14 protein-coding genes, 2 pseudogenes and 1 CRISPR repeat array are annotated in these 20,969 nt (G+C 50.6%); of the genes and pseudogenes, 12 read left to right on the forward strand and 4 right to left on the reverse strand.

Annotated features, from left to right (window positions below):
• Window positions 1-167 precede the first annotated feature (167 nt).
• From FFT88_RS15035 to gudD, 6 genes are all read left to right on the forward strand, one after another.
• Window positions 168-497, forward strand: coding sequence for a YqcC family protein (locus FFT88_RS15035; RefSeq protein ID WP_135405613.1), 330 nt, complete (start codon window positions 168-170; stop codon window positions 495-497).
• Window positions 497-1,279, forward strand: a complete 783-nt coding sequence (gene truC / locus FFT88_RS15040) for a tRNA pseudouridine(65) synthase TruC (protein ID WP_130214547.1) — start codon at window positions 497-499, stop codon at window positions 1,277-1,279. The genes FFT88_RS15035 and truC overlap by 1 nt, the downstream gene beginning before the upstream one ends.
• 17 nt (window positions 1,280-1,296) lie before the next feature.
• Window positions 1,297-1,746: a flavodoxin gene (locus FFT88_RS15045; protein ID WP_130214545.1), complete on the forward strand. Its 450-nt coding sequence runs from the start codon at window positions 1,297-1,299 to the stop codon at window positions 1,744-1,746.
• A gap of 433 nt (window positions 1,747-2,179) precedes the next feature.
• Complete coding sequence (gudP, locus tag FFT88_RS15050) at window positions 2,180-3,532, forward strand: galactarate/glucarate/glycerate transporter GudP (RefSeq protein ID WP_042096643.1); 1,353 nt, start codon at window positions 2,180-2,182, stop codon at window positions 3,530-3,532.
• A gap of 1 nt (window position 3,533) precedes the next feature.
• Window positions 3,534-4,874 carry an enolase C-terminal domain-like protein gene (locus FFT88_RS15055; RefSeq protein ID WP_135405614.1) on the forward strand — a complete coding sequence of 447 codons (1,341 nt, stop codon included), beginning with the start codon at window positions 3,534-3,536 and terminating at the stop codon, window positions 4,872-4,874.
• 20 nt (window positions 4,875-4,894) lie between these two features.
• The gene (gene gudD, locus FFT88_RS15060; RefSeq protein WP_135405615.1) at window positions 4,895-6,235 is read left to right on the forward strand and encodes a glucarate dehydratase; all 1,341 of its coding nucleotides are present in this window, start codon (window positions 4,895-4,897) and stop codon (window positions 6,233-6,235) included.
• A gap of 231 nt (window positions 6,236-6,466) precedes the next feature.
• Here gudD and barA read toward each other — a convergent pair whose 3' ends face one another.
• Entirely contained in the window at window positions 6,467-9,223 is a 2,757-nt protein-coding gene (gene barA, locus FFT88_RS15065; RefSeq protein ID WP_130207684.1) for a two-component sensor histidine kinase BarA, read from the reverse strand.
• 56 nt (window positions 9,224-9,279) lie between these two features.
• Between barA and rlmD the strand changes: the two genes are divergently transcribed.
• From rlmD to eno, 5 genes and pseudogenes are all read left to right on the forward strand, one after another.
• Entirely contained in the window at window positions 9,280-10,581 is a 1,302-nt protein-coding gene (rlmD, locus tag FFT88_RS15070) for a 23S rRNA (uracil(1939)-C(5))-methyltransferase RlmD (RefSeq protein ID WP_130221512.1), read from the forward strand.
• A gap of 47 nt (window positions 10,582-10,628) precedes the next feature.
• A pseudogene (gene relA / locus FFT88_RS15075) lies at window positions 10,629-12,862 on the forward strand (GTP diphosphokinase).
• 95 nt (window positions 12,863-12,957) lie between these two features.
• On the forward strand, window positions 12,958-13,749 hold the full coding sequence (gene mazG, locus FFT88_RS15080; protein ID WP_135405616.1) for a nucleoside triphosphate pyrophosphohydrolase: 792 nt from the start codon (window positions 12,958-12,960) through the stop codon (window positions 13,747-13,749).
• A 227-nt stretch (window positions 13,750-13,976) separates the two neighbouring features.
• Entirely contained in the window at window positions 13,977-15,614 is a 1,638-nt protein-coding gene (gene pyrG / locus FFT88_RS15085; protein ID WP_130207680.1) for a CTP synthase (glutamine hydrolyzing), read from the forward strand.
• An 87-nt stretch (window positions 15,615-15,701) separates the two neighbouring features.
• Entirely contained in the window at window positions 15,702-17,000 is a 1,299-nt protein-coding gene (eno, locus tag FFT88_RS15090) for a phosphopyruvate hydratase (protein ID WP_064528183.1), read from the forward strand.
• A gap of 59 nt (window positions 17,001-17,059) precedes the next feature.
• On the opposite strand, the gene FFT88_RS15095 is transcribed toward eno, so the two are convergent.
• The 3 genes and pseudogenes from FFT88_RS15095 to FFT88_RS15105 form a co-directional block, all read right to left on the reverse strand.
• Complete coding sequence (locus FFT88_RS15095) at window positions 17,060-17,980, reverse strand: YgcG family protein (protein ID WP_135405617.1); 921 nt, start codon at window positions 17,978-17,980, stop codon at window positions 17,060-17,062.
• 233 nt (window positions 17,981-18,213) lie between these two features.
• A pseudogene (locus FFT88_RS15100) lies at window positions 18,214-18,885 on the reverse strand (YgcG family protein); the annotation flags it as partial.
• 13 nt (window positions 18,886-18,898) lie between these two features.
• Window positions 18,899-19,501 carry a LemA family protein gene (locus FFT88_RS15105; RefSeq protein ID WP_135405619.1) on the reverse strand — a complete coding sequence of 201 codons (603 nt, stop codon included), beginning with the start codon at window positions 19,499-19,501 and terminating at the stop codon, window positions 18,899-18,901.
• Between the two features lie 172 nt (window positions 19,502-19,673).
• Between FFT88_RS15105 and queE the strand changes: the two genes are divergently transcribed.
• On the forward strand, window positions 19,674-20,345 hold the full coding sequence (gene queE / locus FFT88_RS15110) for a 7-carboxy-7-deazaguanine synthase QueE (protein ID WP_130214529.1): 672 nt from the start codon (window positions 19,674-19,676) through the stop codon (window positions 20,343-20,345).
• 338 nt (window positions 20,346-20,683) lie between these two features.
• Window positions 20,684-20,957: a CRISPR direct-repeat array (repeat unit 30 nt; unit sequence AGAGTTCCCCGCGCCAGCGGGGATAAAGCG).
• Window positions 20,958-20,969 lie beyond the last annotated feature (12 nt).

The raw sequence follows: 20,969 nt of genomic DNA on the forward strand, positions 1-20,969 counted from the left end.
GATGAACGATTGGTCGCAAGGCCACAGGAAAAGTTGTCAAGGATGAGCAGGGAGCAACAAAAGTAGCTGGAATGCTGCGAAACGAACCGGGAGCACTGTTAATACAGTGCTCCCTTTTTTTATTCCTGCTATCCTTCGCGGCAGTTTTTTCTTCTTGAGGTTGTTTTATGACCACTCATGACCGCGTTCGTCTTCAGTTGCAGGCACTTGAAACATTACTGCGTGAACATCAGTACTGGCGGAGCGATGAACCGCAGCCGCATCAATTTAACAGTACCCAACCTTTCTTTATGGATACGATGGAGCCACTGGAGTGGTTGCAATGGGTACTGATCCCACGAATGCACGATCTCTTAGATAATAATCAGCCATTGCCAGGGGCTTTCGCCGTGGCGCCGTATTATGAAATGGCGCTGGCGACGGACCACCCCCAGCGCGCGCTTATTCTGGCGGAGCTGGAAAAACTGGATGCGCTTTTTGCGGATGATACAAACTGATGCTGGAAATACTCTACCAGGATGAATGGCTGGTTGCGGTTAACAAACCGTCTGGCTGGCTGGTTCACCGCAGCTGGCTGGATCGCGACGAAAAAGTGGTGGTCATGCAAACCGTACGTGACCAGATTGGTCAGCACGTGTTTACCGCGCATCGGCTGGACCGACCGACTTCCGGCGTATTGCTGATGGGATTATCCAGCGAGGCCGGACGGCTGTTAGCGCAACAGTTTGAACAGCACCAAATCCAGAAACGTTACCATGCGATTGTGCGTGGCTGGCTGATGGAAGAAGCGGTGCTGGATTATCCGCTGGTGGAAGAACTGGATAAAATCGCCGATAAGTATGCCCGCGAAGATAAAGGCCCGCAGCCAGCAGTGACGCATTATCGCGGTCTGGCGACGGTTGAAATGCCAGTCGCGACCGGGCGTTACCCGACGACACGCTACGGTCTGGTGGAACTGGAGCCGAAAACCGGACGCAAACATCAGCTTCGTCGCCATCTCGCCCATTTGCGCCATCCGATTATTGGCGACAGCAAACATGGCGATTTGCGCCAGAATCGCAGCGCGGCTGAACATTTTGGCCTCCAGCGGTTAATGTTGCACGCCAGTAAGTTGTCATTGACGCACCCTTTTACTGGCGAGCCGCTGACTATCCACGCTGGTCTGGACGACACCTGGATGCAGGCATTATCACAATTTGGCTGGCGCGGTCTGCTTCCTGAAAATGAAAGGGTTGAGTTCAGCGCGCCATCGGGTCAGGATGATGAGATAAGTTCCTAATCCAGGGAGAAAACGGTATGGCGGAAATTGGTATTTTTGTGGGCACTATGTACGGTAATGCGCTGTTAGTCGCCGAAGAAGCGGAAGCGATTCTGACCGCGCAGGGCCACAAAGCAACGGTGTTTGAAGACCCAGAATTAAGCGACTGGCTACCTTATCAGGACAAGTATGTTCTGGTAGTTACGTCCACCACCGGGCAGGGCGACCTTCCTGATAGCATTGTGCCACTCTTTCTGGGCATAAAGGATAACCTTGGTTTCCAGCCGAACCTGCGTTACGGCGTGATTGCGCTCGGCGACAGCAGTTATGTGAATTTCTGCAACGGCGGCAAACAGTTCGATGCCTTGTTACAGGAACAGAGCGCGCAGCGAATAGGGGAAATGCTGCTGATTGATGCCAGTGAAAACCCGGAACCGGAAACGGAATCAAATCCGTGGGTCGAACATTGGGGCACGCTGTTGTCCTGATATGTTGAGCGAGCGGTAAATGCCGTTTTAGTGGTGCTGAATCGAATCTTTTCAGGCAAATGCCAGTAAAAACTGCTTCATAGCGCGGATTTTTACTGGCGTCTGCCTGGAGTCAAGCGATCTATTTCATACTCTTCTTTATTTCTCCGATTTAACCCTTCCTTTCTTGTTCTTGTTTTCATTTCCGTGAAGTGGATTCCACCGTCCAGGGCTAATGCCAAAATCGAGCCTCATTGAACGCATTAATGTTGTGTTGTTGCACGGTGAGCCGCTATGGCGCGCTTTTTATACTGCTATTGCCAGATATAAACACGCGCCGCATTCGGCGAACGACCTATAAAAACGGCAAAAACACCCTACGTCACCTCTGATTTCCTGGCGATGTCGCAGTCCAGAGTGAGCGTGGCTAACGCGAATTTTCAGGAGTGCAACAATGAGTTCTTTAAGTCAGGCTGCGAGCAGTGTGGAAAAACGCACGAATGCTCGTTACTGGATAGTGGTGATGCTGTTTATCGTCACATCTTTCAACTACGGCGATCGCGCTACGCTCTCGATCGCCGGTTCGGAAATGGCCAAAGATATCGGCCTTGACCCAGTGGGTATGGGCTATGTGTTCTCTGCTTTCTCATGGGCTTATGTTATTGGGCAGATCCCTGGCGGCTGGTTGCTGGATCGCTTTGGTTCAAAACGCGTCTACTTCTGGTCAATCTTTATCTGGTCGATGTTTACCTTGCTGCAAGGTTTCGTCGATATCTTTAGTGGATTCGGCATTATCGTTGCCCTGTTTACGCTGCGCTTCCTGGTCGGGCTTGCTGAAGCGCCATCTTTCCCTGGCAACAGCCGCATTGTTGCGGCCTGGTTTCCGGCGCAGGAAAGGGGAACGGCGGTGTCGATTTTTAACTCCGCCCAATACTTCGCAACGGTGATCTTCGCGCCGATTATGGGCTGGCTAACTCATGAAGTGGGCTGGTCACACGTCTTCTTCTTTATGGGCGGTCTGGGCATTGTCATCAGCTTTATCTGGTTGAAAGTCATCCACGAGCCAAACCAGCATCCGGGTGTAAATCAGAAAGAGCTGGAGTACATCGCCGCTGGCGGCGCGCTGATCAATATGGATCAGCAAAACACCAAAGTTAAAGTGCCGTTCAGCGTGAAGTGGGGGCAGATCAAACAGCTGCTCGGGTCGCGGATGATGATCGGTGTTTATATCGGTCAGTATTGTATCAACGCCCTGACTTACTTCTTTATTACCTGGTTCCCGGTTTATCTGGTGCAGGCGCGCGGGATGTCGATTCTGAAAGCGGGCTTTGTGGCTTCCGTTCCTGCTGTTTGTGGTTTTATCGGCGGCGTGCTGGGGGGGATTATTTCCGACTGGCTGATGCGCCGCACGGGCTCGCTGAACATTGCGCGTAAAACACCGATCGTGATGGGCATGTTGCTGTCGATGGTGATGGTGTTCTGTAACTACGTCGATGTTGAGTGGATGATCATCGGTTTCATGGCGTTGGCCTTCTTCGGTAAAGGCATCGGGGCGCTGGGTTGGGCGGTAATGGCAGATACTGCGCCGAAAGAGATTAGCGGTCTTTCCGGCGGCCTGTTCAATATGTTCGGTAACATTTCCGGTATCGTCACGCCAATCGCAATTGGTTATATCGTTGGCACGACTGGCTCCTTTAATGGTGCGCTGATTTATGTCGGGGTTCATGCCTTAATCGCGGTGCTGAGCTACCTGGTGCTGGTGGGCGATATTAAGCGTATCGAGCTGAAACCTGTCGCGGGGCAATAAGATGACGACACAATCCAGTCCAGTCATTACTGATATGAAAGTCATTCCGGTCGCCGGACATGACAGCATGTTGCTCAATATTGGTGGTGCACACAACGCATATTTCACCCGCAATATTGTGATTCTCACCGATAACGCCGGGCATACCGGCATTGGTGAAGCGCCGGGCGGAGAGGTGATTTATCAAACACTTGTCGATGCTATTCCGATGGTTCTGGGCCAGGAAGTCGCGCGACTGAATAAAGTGGTCCAGCAGGTGCATAAAGGTAATCAGGCCGCCGATTTTGATACCTTCGGCAAAGGTGCCTGGACCTTTGAATTGCGCGTTAACGCCGTGGCGGCGCTGGAAGCCGCTTTGCTCGACCTGTTAGGTAAGGCGCTGAATGTTCCGGTCTGTGAACTGCTTGGCCCAGGCAAGCAACGCGATGCTATTACCGTCCTCGGTTATCTGTTTTATATCGGTGATCGGACTAAAACCGATCTTGCTTATCTGGAGAGTACACTAGGTAACCATGAGTGGTATCAGTTGCGCCACCAGAAAGCGATGAACAGCGAAGCCGTTCTGCGTCTGGCGGAAGCCTCACAGGATCGCTATGGCTTTAAAGATTTCAAACTTAAGGGCGGTGTGTTACCTGGTGAGCAAGAAATTGACACCGTTCGGGCATTGAAGAAACGCTTCCCGGATGCGCAGATTACCGTTGATCCCAACGGTGCCTGGCTGCTGGACGAAGCGATTTCCCTGTGTAAAGGCCTGAATGATGTGCTGACCTATGCCGAAGATCCATGCGGCGCAGAACAGGGTTTCTCCGGTCGCGAAGTGATGGCGGAGTTTCGGCGGGCGACCGGCTTGCCCGTCGCAACTAACATGATCGCCACCAACTGGCGCGAAATGGGTCATGCGGTGATGCTCAACGCGGTAGATATTCCACTTGCCGATCCGCACTTCTGGACGCTTTCTGGAGCAGTCCGCGTGGCGCAGCTTTGCGACGACTGGGGGCTGACCTGGGGCTGTCATTCCAACAACCACTTCGATATCTCTCTGGCGATGTTTACCCATGTGGGCGCGGCGGCACCGGGTAATCCCACCGCTATCGATACCCACTGGATTTGGCAGGAGGGCGATTGTCGCCTGACCAAAAATCCGCTGGAGATTAAAAACGGAAAAATTGTCGTTCCTGATGCGCCCGGCCTGGGCGTGGAACTGGACTGGGAACAGGTACAAAAGGCACATGAGGCCTATAAACGTCTGCCTGGCGGCGCGCGTAACGACGCAGGCCCGATGCAGTACCTGATCCCCGGCTGGACCTTTGACCGTAAACGTCCCGTTTTCGGCCGTCATTGATTTTGAATAAGGACATAAATATGAATTCTCAATTTACGACGCCTGTTGTTACTGAAATGCAGGTCATCCCGGTGGCGGGTCATGACAGTATGCTGATGAATCTGAGTGGCGCACACGCACCGTTCTTCACGCGTAATATTGTGATCATCAAAGATAATTCTGGTCACACCGGCGTAGGGGAAATTCCCGGCGGCGAGAAAATCCGTAAAACGCTGGAAGATGCGATTCCGCTGGTGGTAGGTAAAACGCTGGGTGAATACAAAAACGTTCTGACGCTGGTGCGTAATACTTTTGCCGATCGTGATTCTGGCGGGCGTGGTTTACAGACTTTTGATCTGCGTACCACTATCCACGTGGTAACCGGGATCGAAGCGGCAATGCTGGATCTGCTTGGGCAACACCTTGGGGTTAACGTGGCATCCCTGCTGGGCGATGGTCAACAGCGTAGCGAAGTCGAAATGCTCGGTTATCTGTTCTTTGTCGGCAATCGCAAAGCCACACCGTTACCGTATCAAAGCCAGCCGGATGACAAATGCGACTGGTATCGTCTTCGTCACGAAGAAGCGATGACGCCGGATGCGGTGGTGCGCCTGGCGGAAGCGGCGTATGAAAAATATGGCTTCAACGATTTCAAACTGAAAGGCGGTGTACTGGCCGGGGAAGAAGAAGCCGAATCTATTGTGGCACTGGCGCAACGCTTCCCGCAGGCGCGTATTACGCTCGATCCTAACGGTGCCTGGTCGCTGAACGAAGCGATTAAAATTGGTAAATACCTGAAAGGTTCGCTGGCTTATGCAGAAGATCCGTGTGGTGCGGAGCAAGGTTTCTCCGGGCGTGAGGTAATGGCAGAGTTCCGTCGCGCGACTGGCCTGCCGACTGCAACCAATATGATCGCCACCGACTGGCGGCAGATGGGCCATACGCTCTCCCTGCAATCTGTTGATATCCCGCTGGCGGACCCGCATTTCTGGACGATGCAGGGTTCGGTACGTGTGGCGCAAATGTGCCATGAATTTGGCCTGACCTGGGGTTCACACTCTAACAACCACTTCGATATTTCCCTGGCGATGTTTACCCATGTTGCCGCAGCTGCACCGGGTAAAATCACCGCGATTGATACGCACTGGATCTGGCAGGAAGGAAATCAGCGCCTGACCAAAGACCCTTTTGAGATCAAAGGCGGTCTGGTTCAGGTACCGGAAAAACCGGGGCTGGGTGTGGAAATCGATATGGATCAGGTGATGAAAGCCCACGAGCTGTATCAGAAATACGGGCTTGGCGCGCGTGATGATGCGATGGGGATGCAGTACCTGATTCCTGGCTGGACGTTCGATAACAAGCGTCCGTGCATGGTGCGTTAAGACAGAAAACAAAAACCGGCTCTGTCAGGAGCCGGTTTGAGACTGATGCCAAACGCAAAATTGCCTGTTGCGCTACGTATCAGGTCTACATCATTTTTTAATTCATTGAATTTAGTTGGTTTTGTAGGCCGGATAAGGCGTTAACGCCGCATCCGGCATAAAAACAGGCACTTTGTCACCAATCTGAAACCAGCTTCATAAAAAGCCTATTGCTACTCGACAAGACGTCCATTACCCAAGAATTTTACTGGCTTCGCGTGCCACATTATCCATCTCGTCCAACAATTCCAGTAGCTCCGGCTCCAAATCTTCTTCTTTAGTACCGCTTCGTAGCTGTTGTTCGATAAGTTGACAGAGATTCTTCATACGCGGCACACCGCTATAGCCGCAACTGCCATGCAGTTTATGAATCAAATCAACCAGGCCTTCTGGATTTTCCCCAACCAGTTGTTCCTCAACTTTGTTGCGAACTTCTGGCAGGAAATCGAGCAACATTTGCAGCATATCGCGCGCCAGATCGGTTTTGCCAGCGGCCTGGCGTAGCGCCAGTTGCCAGTCCAGAGTCGCATTCTGGTTCACCACAATTTCGTTCACTTCTGGCGTCACAACGCGGGAAGAAATGCCGCTGCCGGGTTTGTAGCGCAGCAGCAAATTATGCAATCGCTCTTCTTCTATCGGTTTCGCCAGATAATCGCTCATCCCCGCGCCAAGTAATTTCTCTTTTTGCCCAGCCATCGCATGTGCAGTCACCGCGATGACTGGCGTTTGTTGCTGGTGCGGAAGCTGGTGGATAAGTTCGCATGCACGAATGCCGTCCATGTCCGGCATTTGAATATCCATTAAGATTAAATCGAACGGCATCTGTTTTGCTCGTTCAACCGCCTGATGTCCGCTATCGCACAACTCCACATGCTGAACCATGTCCTCCAGCAATGCGCCGATAAGTTTCAGGTTGGCGGGGTTATCATCAACAGCCATAACCGTCATTACCAGCTTACTTTCGTCGGTGACAGGCAACAGCGTATTTTGTGTTTGATGGCAAAACTCGGTCAGTACAGGTAACAGACGTGTAGGCGTCAGGGGTTTCAGCAGACACGCGCCGATACCATCTTGCTTGAGTTTTTCGGCATTGACCTGTGCATGGCACGGAAGGGCGAGCATCAGAAAATCGGTCATCGACACTGCTTTCGCTAACCGCTCATGTTGCATCGTTAGCGGTTCGCGGAAAGTCACCGCAATCCCTAACAACATCATGTCGTAATGCGCGGGAGGGAGTGCCGAGAAGCTTGGGCTGTAGACCACCTCAAGCGGTGTTTCGCTTAAAATATCCAGCGTGCACTGCGCGGCTGCCGAGTTCGGTTCGACATAAGCCAGGCGTTTGCCTGTGAGGCACTGGGTGGATGGTCCTTCAATAATAATATTCGGGTTCAGATCGAGATTAATATGGAACCAGAAGGTTGAGCCACGATTCGGCTGGCTATGGAACGAGATATCTCCGCCCATCTCATTAACCAGTTTTTGCGTAATTACCAGCCCCAGCCCGGTGCCGCCATGACGGCGTGAAATACTGGCATCTGCCTGCCTGAAGGCCTGGAACAGGCGCGATTGATCGCGTTCAGGAATACCAATACCGGTATCGCGGATCTGCACCTCAATCTGAACTTTGGTATTACTCAGCGCTCGTTTTTCCACCAGAATATCGATGTTGCCATTCTCGGTGAATTTAATCGCATTCCCCACCAGGTTAGTGATGATTTGCTGTAAACGCAGCGGATCGCCTATCACGTTATCTGGCACGTCGCTCTTAATATTGAGCGTCAATTCCAGCCCTTTATCGTGAGAAGAATGCGCCAGAAGAGTAACCACTTCATCCAGCGTGCTGCGCAGCGGGAACGGAATACTTTCCAGGATCAGCTTGCCCGCTTCCAGTTTCGAGAAGTCGAGAACATCATTAATAATTGCCAGCAAATTATTTGCCGAGCGTTCAATCGTGTTCAGGTGATCGCGCTGCGTTGGCGTTAATTCTGTTTTCAGCGTCAGGCGGGTAAAGCCAATAACTCCATTCAGCGGTGTACGCAGCTCATGTGACATATTTGCCAGAAACTCGGACTTAATACGCGCCGCTTCCTGGGCGCGCTTTTTCGCCAGGTCCAACTCAACGTTCTGAATTTCCATCTGCTCCAGCGTTTCACGCAGATCTGATGTCGCCTGGTCGATATTGTGCTGCATCTCTTCGTGATAAGCCGCCAGAGACATTGCCATCGAGTTAATGCCGTTTTTCAGCATATCCAACTCGCCGAGCATAAATCCTTCCACCCGGCTGTCGAGTTGTCCTCGGCGGATGCGGTCGACAGTATTCACCATGTTGCGAATCGGGCCGGTTACATCGCGCATGAGTCGCCAGCCAAAAATAAGCGCAATACCAATACAAAACAGCATCATCACGCTGGAAATAAAAATCTCTTTATATTGCTGTAAGCGCACCGATTTAAGGTCCAGCTCAAGGGCAATATACCCCAGCATATTCTGACTATTTTTGGCATCGCTAATGGGCGATTCGTCGGGAGAATAACTCTCGGAAATAATCGGCGTACGCAAAATCATAATATCGCCATCACGTGTGACAGTGAGCTGGCGCGGAAATGGTACGTTACTACCGAGCTGCATTGCTGAAGGGTCGAGATGAAAATTGGAGGTGACAAAGAGTCGGTTATTTTCATCGTAAACTGAAATGGCGCGAACAATATCAGAATGGCGACGATGCAAAACGCTTATCAACTGACCGATAGATTCGCGATTTTGCAGGCTCATGCCATATTCAGTAGAAACTGCAAGCGGCTCAATAATGCTGGCACCGGCATCTTCCAGTTGACGCTGCAAGTCGTTATAGCGATGCACGACGAAAAAGATACTGAGCAATAAACCAATAAGGACGGTCGGCGCCAGGATCAGAATCATCATGCGTGCGCGCAGGCTGTAGTTGGTCATGGAGTTCCGTTATGGGACAATTAAGGTCACACTGTTAAATTGAGAAAGTCTCGCCAATGGCGCAATTCTACTCTGCAAAACGACGCGTGACGACGCGTCAGATCATAACCGTTTCAGTCAACGACCTCGACTCTTTTGGTCAGGGCGTGGCACGACATAACGGAAAAGCGTTATTTATCCCCGGGCTATTGCCGCAGGAAGACGCGGAAGTTACTGTTACTGAAGATAAAAAACAGTATTCCCGCGCTAAAGTCGTGCGCAGGCTAAGCGACAGCCCGGAACGCGAAACGCCACGCTGCCCTCATTTTGGCGTATGCGGCGGCTGTCAGCAACAACACGCCAGCATCGAACTACAGCAGCGAAGCAAAAGTGCGGCGCTCGCCCGGTTAATGAAGCATGACGTCTCTGAAGTGATCGCCGATGTTCCCTGGGGATACCGTCGCCGCGCGCGCTTAAGCCTGAACTATCAGCCGAAAACACAACAATTACAGATGGGATTTCGCAAAGCGGGTTCCAGTGACATTGTCGATGTTAAGCAATGCCCCATTTTAGCGCCCCAACTTGAAGCATTGCTGCCCAAAGTCAGGGCATGCCTGGGCAGCTTACAAGCCATGCGTCATCTTGGGCACGTTGAACTGGTGCAGGCAACCAGCGGCACGCTGATGATTTTACGCCATACCGCACCGCTAAGTTCGGCTGATCGTGAAAAACTGGAACGCTTTTCGCATTCTGAAGGCCTGGATCTGTTTCTCGCCCCCGATAGTGAGATACTCGAAACCGTCTCTGGCGAGATGCCCTGGTATGACTCAAACGGGTTACGTTTAACTTTTAGCCCGCGTGATTTTATTCAGGTCAACGCGGGTGTGAACCAGAAAATGGTGGCGCGCGCGCTGGAGTGGTTGGATGTGCAGGCTGAAGACAGCGTGCTTGATCTGTTCTGCGGTATGGGCAATTTCACACTGCCATTAGCGACACGAGCGGCTAGCGTGGTAGGGGTAGAAGGTGTTGCGGCGCTGGTGGAGAAAGGTCAGGAAAATGCGCGACTTAATGGTTTACAAAATGTGACGTTTTATCATGAAAATCTTGAAGATGATGTCACAAAGCAGCCGTGGGCTAAAAACGGCTTTGACAAAGTGTTGCTGGACCCGGCGCGAGCAGGTGCTGCTGGCGTCATGCAGCAAATTATAAAACTGGAACCCATTCGTATAGTTTATGTATCCTGTAACCCTGCGACGCTGGCTCGGGATAGCGAGGCGTTATTAAAAGCAGGATATACCATTGCGCGACTGGCGATGCTGGATATGTTCCCACACACGGGGCATCTGGAATCGATGGTGCTTTTTTCGCGCGTTAAATAGTTACGATTTGCTGATTTCGGCAGGTCAGGTCCCTAAAGGAGAGGACAATGGTTGCGGTAAGAAGTGCACATATCAATAAGGCTGGTGAATTTGATCCGGACAAATGGATCGCAAGTCTGGGGATTGCCAGCCAGAAGTCGTGTGAGTGCTTAGCCGAAACCTGGGCGTATTGTCTGCAGCAGACGCAGGGGCATCCGGATGCCAGTTTGCTGTTGTGGCGTGGTGTCGAGATGGTGGAGATCCTCTCGACATTAAGTATGGACATTGACACGCTGCGGGCGGCGCTACTGTTCCCTCTGGCCGATGCAACGTAGTCAGCGAAGACGTACTGCGCGAGAGCGTCGGTAAGTCGGTCGTTAATCTTATTCACGGTGTGCGCGATATGGCGGCAATCCGCCAGCTGAAAGCGACGCACACTGATTCTGTTTCCTCCGAACAGGTCGATAACGTTCGCCGGATGTTATTGGCGATGGTCGATGACTTCCGTTGCGTGGTCATCAAACTGGCGGAGCGAATTGCCCATCTGCGCGAAGTGAAAGACGCGCCAGAAGATGAACGCGTACTTGCAGCAAAAGAGTGCACCAATATCTACGCGCCGCTGGCGAACCGTCTCGGGATCGGGCAACTGAAATGGGAACTGGAAGATTACTGCTTCCGTTATCTCCATCCGACCGAATACAAGCGCATCGCAAAACTGCTGCATGAACGCCGTCTCGACCGCGAACACTATATCGAAGAGTTTGTCGGTCATCTGCGCGCTGAGATGAAAGCTGAAGGTGTTAAAGCTGAAGTGTATGGTCGTCCGAAACACATCTACAGCATCTGGCGCAAAATGCAGAAAAAGAACCTCGCCTTCGATGAGCTGTTTGATGTGCGTGCGGTACGTATTGTCGCCGAGCGTTTACAAGACTGTTACGCCGCGCTGGGGATAGTACACACTCACTATCGCCACTTGCCGGATGAATTTGATGATTACGTCGCAAATCCGAAACCAAACGGCTATCAGTCTATTCATACTGTGGTACTGGGGCCGGGTGGCAAAACCGTTGAGATCCAAATCCGCACTAAACAGATGCATGAAGATGCAGAACTGGGCGTTGCTGCGCACTGGAAATACAAAGAAGGCGCGGCAGCTGGCGGGGCGCGTTCAGGACATGAAGACCGGATTGCCTGGCTGCGTAAACTGATTGCGTGGCAGGAAGAGATGGCTGATTCCGGTGAAATGCTCGACGAAGTACGCAGTCAGGTGTTTGACGACCGGGTATACGTCTTTACGCCGAAAGGGGATGTTGTTGATTTACCTGCGGGATCAACGCCGCTGGACTTCGCTTATCACATCCACAGCGATGTCGGACACCGCTGCATCGGGGCAAAAATTGGCGGGCGGATTGTGCCATTCACCTACCAGTTACAGATGGGTGACCAGATTGAAATTATCACCCAGAAACAGCCCAATCCCAGCCGTGACTGGTTAAACCCAAACCTGGGCTATGTCACAACCAGCCGTGGGCGTTCGAAAATTCATGCCTGGTTCCGTAAACAGGATCGTGACAAAAACATTCTGGCTGGACGACAAATCCTTGATGACGAGCTGGAACATCTGGGGATCAGCCTGAAAGAAGCAGAAAAACACCTGCTGCCGCGTTACAACTTCAATGATGTCGACGAGTTGCTGGCGGCGATTGGGGGCGGGGATATCCGGCTCAATCAGATGGTGAATTTCCTGCAATCGCAATTTAATAAGCCGAGTGCCGAAGAGCAGGACGCCGCCGCGCTGAAACAGCTTCAGCAAAAAAGCTACACACCGCAAAACCGCAGTAAAGATAACGGTCGCGTGGTAGTCGAAGGTGTTGGCAACCTGATGCACCACATCGCGCGTTGCTGCCAGCCGATTCCTGGGGATGAGATTGTCGGCTTCATAACCCAGGGGCGCGGTATTTCAGTACACCGCGCCGATTGCGAACAACTGGCGGAACTGCGCTCCCATGCGCCAGAACGCATTGTTGATGCTGTATGGGGCGAGAGCTACTCCGCCGGATATTCGCTGGTGGTCCGCGTGCTGGCTAATGATCGTAGTGGGTTGTTACGTGATATCACGACCATTCTCGCCAATGAGAAAGTGAACGTGCTTGGCGTTGCCAGCCGTAGCGACACCAAACAGCAACTGGCAACCATCGACATGACCATTGAGATTTATAACCTGCAAGTGCTGGGCCGCGTGCTGGGTAAACTCAACCAGGTGCCGGATGTTATCGACGCGCGTCGACTGCACGGGAGTTAGTCTTACATAGCTGGATATGGCGTCAGCCGTATCCAGCGATATCTTTTACTCGAAGGTATTACACCTGACAGACCCGCAATTTTCAGGACAATTCAATGAATCAAATCGACCGTTTGCTCACCATCATGCAGCGTCTTCGCGACCCGGAAAACGGCTGCCCGTGGGATAAAGAGCAGACATTTGCCACCATTGCACCTTACACCCTTGAAGAAACCTACGAGGTGCTGGACGCCATCGCCCGCGAAGACTTTGACGATCTGCGCGGTGAACTCGGCGATCTGCTGTTCCAGGTGGTGTTTTACGCGCAAATGGCTCAGGAAGAAGGGTGCTTTGACTTTAATGATATTTGCGCTGCTATAAGCGATAAATTAGAGCGTCGCCATCCGCATGTTTTTGCTGACAGTTCTGCCGGAAACAGCAGTGAAGTGCTTGCCCGTTGGGAGCAAATCAAAACCGAAGAGCGCGCGCAAAAAGCGCAGCATTCGGCGCTGGATGATATTCCTCGTAGTTTACCGGCTTTAATGCGTGCGCAAAAAATCCAGAAACGTTGCGCCAACGTTGGTTTCGACTGGACGACGCTTGGCCCGGTAGTCGATAAAGTCTACGAAGAGATCGACGAGGTGATGTACGAGGCGCGGCAGGCTGTTGTCGACCAGGCTAAACTGGAGGAGGAAATGGGCGACCTGCTGTTTGCCACGGTTAATCTGGCTCGCCATTTAGGGACGAAAGCAGAAATCGCATTGCAAAAAGCGAATGAAAAATTCGAGCGTCGTTTTCGCGAAGTGGAGCGTATTGTTGCCGCGCGTGGACTGGAAATGACAGGTGTTGACCTCGAAACAATGGAAGAAGTCTGGCAACAGGTAAAACGGCAGGAAATTGATCTCTAAGGGAATTACGCGGTCAAGCGCCATTTGTGTCATTTTTTAAATGACAAGCGCTTGATTTGCGTCAAAAACATTTACCCCAAAGGGGCTATTTTCTCACTCCTGATTTCAATAGTGCGCTGGCGAAGAGGAGGGATAATGAAAGTTTGTGGCACAGGTCATGTTCGGGTATACTGCTTTCCCGTCCTGGTTATTCCATCGTCTTTTCAACCTAACTTCTCAGGTTCAGCATGACAACGAACTATATTTTTGTGACCGGCGGGGTCGTATCCTCTCTGGGTAAAGGCATTGCCGCAGCCTCCCTCGCAGCCATTCTTGAAGCCCGTGGCCTCAATGTGACTATCATGAAACTGGATCCGTACATCAACGTCGATCCAGGTACTATGAGCCCAATCCAACACGGGGAAGTGTTCGTTACTGAAGACGGCGCTGAAACCGACCTGGACCTGGGTCACTACGAGCGTTTCATTCGTACCAAAATGAGCCGCCGCAACAACTTCACCACGGGTCGTATCTACTCAGACGTTCTGCGTAAAGAACGCCGCGGCGACTACCTCGGCGCAACCGTACAGGTTATTCCACACATCACTAACGCTATCAAAGAACGCGTTCTTGCAGGTGGTGAAGGCCACGACGTGGTTCTGGTCGAAATCGGCGGTACTGTAGGTGACATCGAATCCCTGCCGTTCCTCGAAGCGATTCGCCAGTTGGCTGTTGAAATTGGCCGTGAGCACACTCTGTTTATGCACCTGACGCTGGTGCCGTACATGGCAGCGTCTGGTGAAGTCAAAACCAAACCGACCCAGCACTCTGTAAAAGAGCTGCTCTCCATCGGTATCCAGCCTGACATCCTGATTTGTCGTTCAGATCGCGCCGTTCCGGCTAACGAACGTGCGAAGATTGCATTGTTCTGTAATGTTCCGGAAAAAGCGGTTATTTCTCTGAAAGACGTCGATTCCATCTATAAAATTCCGGGCCTGTTGAAATCTCAGGGGCTGGACGATTATATTTGTAAACGATTCAGCTTAAACTGCCCGGAAGCGAATCTGTCCGAATGGGAACAGGTTATCTTCGAAGAAGCGAATCCGGTGAGTGAAGTCACTATCGGTATGGTCGGCAAGTACATTGAACTGCCGGACGCTTACAAATCCGTGATCGAAGCACTGAAACACGGTGGGCTGAAGAATCGTGTCAGCGTCAACATCAAACTGATCGATTCACAAGATGTTGAAACGCGCGGTGTTGAAATCCTTAAAGGTCTGGACGCGATCCTCGTACCTGGCGGTTTCGGCTATCGTGGCGTAGAAGGCATGATTACTACCGCGCGCTTTGCGCGTGAGAACAATATTCCTTATCTGGGCATTTGCCTGGGTATGCAGGTGGCGTTAATTGATTACGCTCGCCATGTTGCCAACATGGAGAACGCCAACTCTACGGAATTTGTGCCAGACTGTAAGTACCCGGTTGTGGCGCTGATTACCGAGTGGCGCGATGAAAACGGCAACGTTGAAGTTCGTAGCGAGAAGAGCGATCTCGGCGGCACCATGCGTCTCGGCGCACAACAGTGCCAGCTGGTTGACAATAGCCTGGTTCGCCAGCTGTACAATGCGCCGACAATTGTTGAGCGTCATCGTCACCGCTACGAAGTCAACAACATGCTGCTGAAACAGATTGAAGATGCAGGTCTGCGCGTTGCGGGCCGTTCCGGGGATGATCAGTTGGTCGAGATCATCGAAGTTCCGAATCACCCGTGGTTCGTGGCTTGTCAGTTCCATCCGGAGTTTACTTCTACTCCACGTGATGGACACCCGCTGTTTGCTGGCTTTGTAAAAGCCGCCAGCGAGTTCCAGAAACGTCAGGCGAAGTAAGTAAAAAAGTTAGAACGGCAACGCGTACCTTAGGTACGCGTTGTTTGTCTGGAGTTTCAGTTTAACTAGTGACTTGAGGAAAACCTAATGTCCAAAATCGTAAAAATCATCGGTCGTGAAATCATCGACTCCCGTGGTAACCCGACTGTTGAAGCCGAAGTACATCTGGAGGGTGGTTTCGTCGGTATGGCAGCTGCCCCATCAGGTGCTTCTACTGGTTCCCGTGAAGCACTGGAACTGCGCGATGGCGACAAATCCCGTTTCCTGGGCAAAGGCGTAACCAAAGCTGTTGCTGCGGTTAACGGCCCGATCGCTCAGGCGCTGATTGGCAAAGATGCCAAAGATCAGGCTGGCATTGACAAGATCATGATCGACCTGGACGGCACCGAAAACAAATCTAACTTCGGCGCGAACGCAATCCTGGCTGTATCTCTGGCTAACGCCAAAGCTGCTGCTGCCGCTAAAGGGATGCCGCTGTACGAACACATTGCTGAACTGAACGGCACTCCGGGCAAATACTCTATGCCGGTTCCGATGATGAACATCATCAACGGTGGTGAGCACGCTGACAACAACGTTGATATCCAGGAATTCATGATTCAGCCGGTTGGCGCAAAAACTGTGAAAGAAGCCATCCGCATGGGTTCTGAAGTTTTCCATCACCTGGCAAAAGTTCTGAAAGCGAAAGGCATGAACACTGCAGTTGGTGACGAAGGTGGCTATGCGCCGAACCTGGGTTCCAACGCTGAAGCTCTGGCTGTTATCGCTGAAGCTGTTAAAGCTGCTGGTTATGAACTGGGCAAAGACATCACTCTGGCGATGGACTGCGCAGCTTCTGAATTCTACAAAGACGGTAAATACGTTCTGGCTGGCGAAGGCAACAAAGCGTTCACCTCTGAAGAATTCACTCACTTCCTGGAAGAACTGACCAAACAGTACCCGATCGTTTCCATCGAAGACGGTCTGGACGAATCTGACTGGGACGGTTTCGCATACCAGACCAAAGTTCTGGGCGACAAAATCCAGCTGGTTGGTGACGACCTGTTCGTAACCAACACCAAGATCCTGAAAGAAGGTATCGAAAAAGGCATCGCTAACTCCATCCTGATCAAATTCAACCAGATCGGTTCTCTGACCGAAACTCTGGCTGCAATCAAGATGGCGAAAGACGCTGGCTACACTGCAGTGATCTCTCACCGTTCTGGCGAAACTGAAGACGCTACCATCGCTGACCTGGCTGTTGGTACTGCTGCAGGCCAGATCAAAACTGGTTCTATGAGCCGTTCTGACCGTGTTGCTAAATACAACCAGCTGATTCGTATTGAAGAAGCTCTGGGCGAAAAAGCACCGTACAACGGTCGTAAAGAGATCAAAGGCCAGGCATAAGTCTGACTTTATCTGATTTAAAAATGCCAGCCTTCGGGCTGGCATTTTTTATGGTCGAGTTACCAGCGGCCGGACGCGCCGCCACCGCCAGAAGAACCGCCACCTCCGCTAAATCCGCCGCCGCCGCTAAACCCACCACCACTTGAGCCGCCACCGGAAGAGGATGAAGAAGAACCTTTTCTTGAAGCTCTTTCTTTACCGAGTTTCTTATATTTGGCGCGTAGTTTTTTACTAACTATAAGCCAAAAGATAAGCAGCACTACGATTGCGAAAGGCGTTAACATACCGCAGGCAACGATTAAAATCGTCCATGGTCCTGGCTCTGCAACATAGAGGAATACCATCCCGTAAATTGCGCCAGTGAGTGCTATCCAGGGGAGATTTGACGGATCGGTAAAAACAATAAAATATGAAAGCACCGCCAGTAATATAATTACAGCAAGCGATAATGGAATAGGGGGATTGATACTGTAGTAATTCCCCCTGTTTTCCGGTAATTCACCATTCAACAGAAGCGCGCCAATATTTTCGCTTGCCAGTGTTAACCCACCCATAAGGTCATCACTTTTGAAGGCAGGGATTAATATATCACGGATAATCTTCGCCGCTTGCAGGTCGGTAACCACCCCTTCCAACCCATAGCCCACTTCAATGCGAACTTTACGATCTTCCCAGGCGACCAGGATCAGAATACCATCGTCACGCCGCTCATCTCCCAGTTTCCAGCTATCAAAAACGCGTGTTGCATATTGTTCAATGGAATCGTCTCCGGTGGACGGCACTACTAATACAGCGACCTGCGCCCGTGTTTTTTGTGTAATATCCTGCAGCTGTTGTGTCAGTGATTGCTGTTCAGACGTGCTTAACGTACCAGTAATATCGGTCACCTGTTGGCGCAACTCCGGCACAGCAATTTGCTGGGCAAGCACCGGAAGGCACCACAAAGCGAGTAAAATAAAGATTAAGCGCATTACGATCACCAACGCCCGGAAGCGCCACCGCCACCAGATGAACCGCCGCCACCGCTGAAATTGTCATTGTCGAAAGACGATGAAGAGGAAGATGACGACGATGATGAAGAATGCCAGGAAGCCGAGTTGCTTCTTTCGTAACGAGACGGTCGGTTGGCACTACGCATTGAAGCACGCACCTTTCTGCCGAAAGGTGTGAAAGCGATAGCTACGACCAGGAACGGTGTGGCGAAACATAATAATGTGGCAAGAACTCCCCAGCTCCCGCTATATCCAGCGATGGGAAGTACAAAGGCCAATATTATGGCAGCAAAGCAAATTACTCCCAGCGTTTTGACATATCCTCTGGCAGAAATAAACGTCAGTACTATCGCCCAGACTAACAAAGCCCACCAACCGCTAAAGGGCAAAGGGTGATCGGGCGATGTGTTATTGACTAAATCATTTCCTGATAGTCGGGTTTCAATATCACTGATACCCTGTTGCAAGCCGCCAGCAAGGTCGCCTTTTTTAAACGCGGGAATAATACTGTTGCGAATAATTTGCCCGGACTGTGCATCAGTAAGAATACCCTCAAGCCCGTAACCGATTTCAATATGAACTGTATGATCTTGCCAGGCAACTAACAGTAAAATACCGTCATCACGACCTTTATGGCCGGGCTGCCAACTTTCGAACACACGTGTTGCATATTGCTCGATGGTTTCTTCGCCTGTGGTTTCAACCACCAATACCACAAGCTGCGTCTGTTCTTTTTGCGTCAGGGCTTTAATCTGGCTGGTCAGCGTACTTACTTCCCCTCTGGTTAATGTCCCTGTTAAATCATTTATATATTTAGGTAATTCAGGTACTGGAACTTGTACTGCAAACGCAGATGAACAGACCAGAACAAGAAGTAAGATAAAATTTTTCATATAATTAACTCGCCTAATGAGCACTCGCATTCTGGCTAAAATCTATTGTTGGGGCTTTGCTTACTGCGGCGACATCATCCGGCAAATAATTTTTCTTTGGTGTGTAATCCATGACCTTTGCGGTTAACACTGCGGGAAATTTGCGGATAGTGACATTATATTGTTCAATGGCTTTAATATATCTTCCTCGCGCGACAGCAATTCGATTTTCGCTTCCTTCGAGTTGTACCATTAAATTTTGATAGAGTTCCTGAGCCTTTAATTCTGGATAACGTTCACTAATAATCGTTAACTGCCCGAGAGTGCGAGTCACCTGCGCCTGAGCTTGTTGCCAGGCTTGTAATTTTTGCTCATCTCCCGAAGCTTGCTGAAGATCGCTGCTGGCACGATTAGCTTGACTACGGGCTAACGTAACGGCCTCCAGTACCTCTTTTTCATGGCTGGAATAACCTTTAATACTTGCGACAAGATTAGGAATAAGATCGGCGCGACGTTGATACTGATTCAGTACTTCTGACCAGGAGGCATTAACCTGCTCATCATAGGTTTGAATATCGTTATAACCGCAACCTGATAAATTGAAAATAAATATAAATACGATGAATATTCTAAACATGTTTAAATCCCTTTTATTTAATCCTTTAAAACATAATACGCCGCTTCATTTTATTCTTAATGATCTGATTCACTTTTTACCTTAAACCCGCCTGTAACAGAATGTTAATAAGACATGATTGTTGCGGCAGGATCTGCAATAATTAACAATTATCCACTTCTCAGAGAATGCTATGCAGTACCCGATTAACGAGATGTTCCAGACCCTGCAAGGTGAGGGTTACTTTACCGGCGTCCCCGCCATTTTTATTCGTTTACAGGGATGCCCGGTCGGCTGTGCCTGGTGCGACACCAAACACACATGGGAAAAGCTTGAGGATCGGGAAGTTTCCCTTTTCAGCATTCTGGGTAAAACGAAAGAGAGTGATAAGTGGGGAGCAGCAAGCAGTGAAGACTTGCTCGCAGTCATCGGTCGTCAGGGATACACCGCGCGTCACGTGGTGATTACGGGTGGTGAGCCTTGTATTCATGACTTGATGCCACTAACTGACCTGCTCGAAAAGAACGGTTTCAGTTGCCAGATAGAAACCAGCGGTACTCATGAAGTGCGTTGTACGCCGAATACCTGGGTCACCGTGTCGCCAAAACTGAATATGCGTGGCGGTTATGAAGTATTGTCGCAAGCCCTGGAGCGAGCTAACGAAATCAAACACCCAGTTGGACGCGTACGGGATATCGAAGCACTGGATGAATTGCTGGCGACGCTGACCGATGATAAACCGCGAGTCATTGCACTTCAGCCAATTAGCCAGAAGGAAGATGCTACGCGTTTGTGCATTGAAACTTGCATTGCGCGTAACTGGCGTTTGTCGATGCAAACACATAAATATTTAAATATTGCCTGATTACACATTTATAAGCGTTATAAATGGGTGGAACCTGTAAAGACTTCCACCCATTTATATTTTTTGTCGCCTCTGAAAACTCATCCATTTTGCCCATTCCGGACTAATCATTGTCATTCTCTACAAATTCTGTGGCGTTAATTTTTCTCTGGGATGAAAATTATTACGTCGGAGTTTGGTAGATTTTAGTTTGTATAGAGTTATTTTAAATATTTACCTTTTCAATCAATGGATTAAGTGCTCTTTAACATAATAGATGTGTTGTTTGTGTGATACTGTAAAGTTGGTAGATTGTGACTGGATTAAAAAATCATTAATTAATAATAGGTTATGTTTAGAGAGTTCCCCGCGCCAGCGGGGATAAAGCGCGATAAGAAAATAGGCCAGGTAAATTGCGTTAGAGTTCCCCGCGCCAGCGGGGATAAAGCGTATATCTATATCTATTTTTGTGACGAGTTCAAGAGTTCCCCGCGCCAGCGGGGATAAAGCGTACGGTATCTGAACCCACTGGCGCGGGCGCAGGAGTTCCCCGCGCCAGCGGGGATAAAGCGGGGTAGTTATTGGTGGGCTGGCTGGTGGCTTAGAGTTCCCCGCGCCAGCGGGGATAAAGCGGAAGAACGGCTG

Origin of the sequence: Escherichia sp. E4930, from assembly GCF_005845405.1 — a bacterium.
Classification (GTDB): domain Bacteria; phylum Pseudomonadota; class Gammaproteobacteria; order Enterobacterales; family Enterobacteriaceae; genus Escherichia.

Bases quoted from the DNA above. Each gene is read 5' to 3' on its own strand.
- FFT88_RS15035 (WP_135405613.1), top strand. From the start codon at position 168: ATGACCACTCATGACCGCGTTCGTCTTCAGTTGCAGGCACTTGAAACA.
- truC (WP_130214547.1), top strand. From the start codon at position 497: ATGCTGGAAATACTCTACCAGGATGAATGGCTGGTTGCGGTTAACAAA.
- FFT88_RS15045 (WP_130214545.1), top strand. From the start codon at position 1,297: ATGGCGGAAATTGGTATTTTTGTGGGCACTATGTACGGTAATGCGCTG.
- gudP (WP_042096643.1), top strand. From the start codon at position 2,180: ATGAGTTCTTTAAGTCAGGCTGCGAGCAGTGTGGAAAAACGCACGAAT.
- FFT88_RS15055 (WP_135405614.1), top strand. From the start codon at position 3,534: ATGACGACACAATCCAGTCCAGTCATTACTGATATGAAAGTCATTCCG.
- gudD (WP_135405615.1), top strand. From the start codon at position 4,895: ATGAATTCTCAATTTACGACGCCTGTTGTTACTGAAATGCAGGTCATC.
- barA (WP_130207684.1), bottom strand. From the start codon at position 9,223: ATGACCAACTACAGCCTGCGCGCACGCATGATGATTCTGATCCTGGCG.
- rlmD (WP_130221512.1), top strand. From the start codon at position 9,280: ATGGCGCAATTCTACTCTGCAAAACGACGCGTGACGACGCGTCAGATC.
- mazG (WP_135405616.1), top strand. From the start codon at position 12,958: ATGAATCAAATCGACCGTTTGCTCACCATCATGCAGCGTCTTCGCGAC.
- pyrG (WP_130207680.1), top strand. From the start codon at position 13,977: ATGACAACGAACTATATTTTTGTGACCGGCGGGGTCGTATCCTCTCTG.
- eno (WP_064528183.1), top strand. From the start codon at position 15,702: ATGTCCAAAATCGTAAAAATCATCGGTCGTGAAATCATCGACTCCCGT.
- FFT88_RS15105 (WP_135405619.1), bottom strand. From the start codon at position 19,501: ATGTTTAGAATATTCATCGTATTTATATTTATTTTCAATTTATCAGGT.
- queE (WP_130214529.1), top strand. From the start codon at position 19,674: ATGCAGTACCCGATTAACGAGATGTTCCAGACCCTGCAAGGTGAGGGT.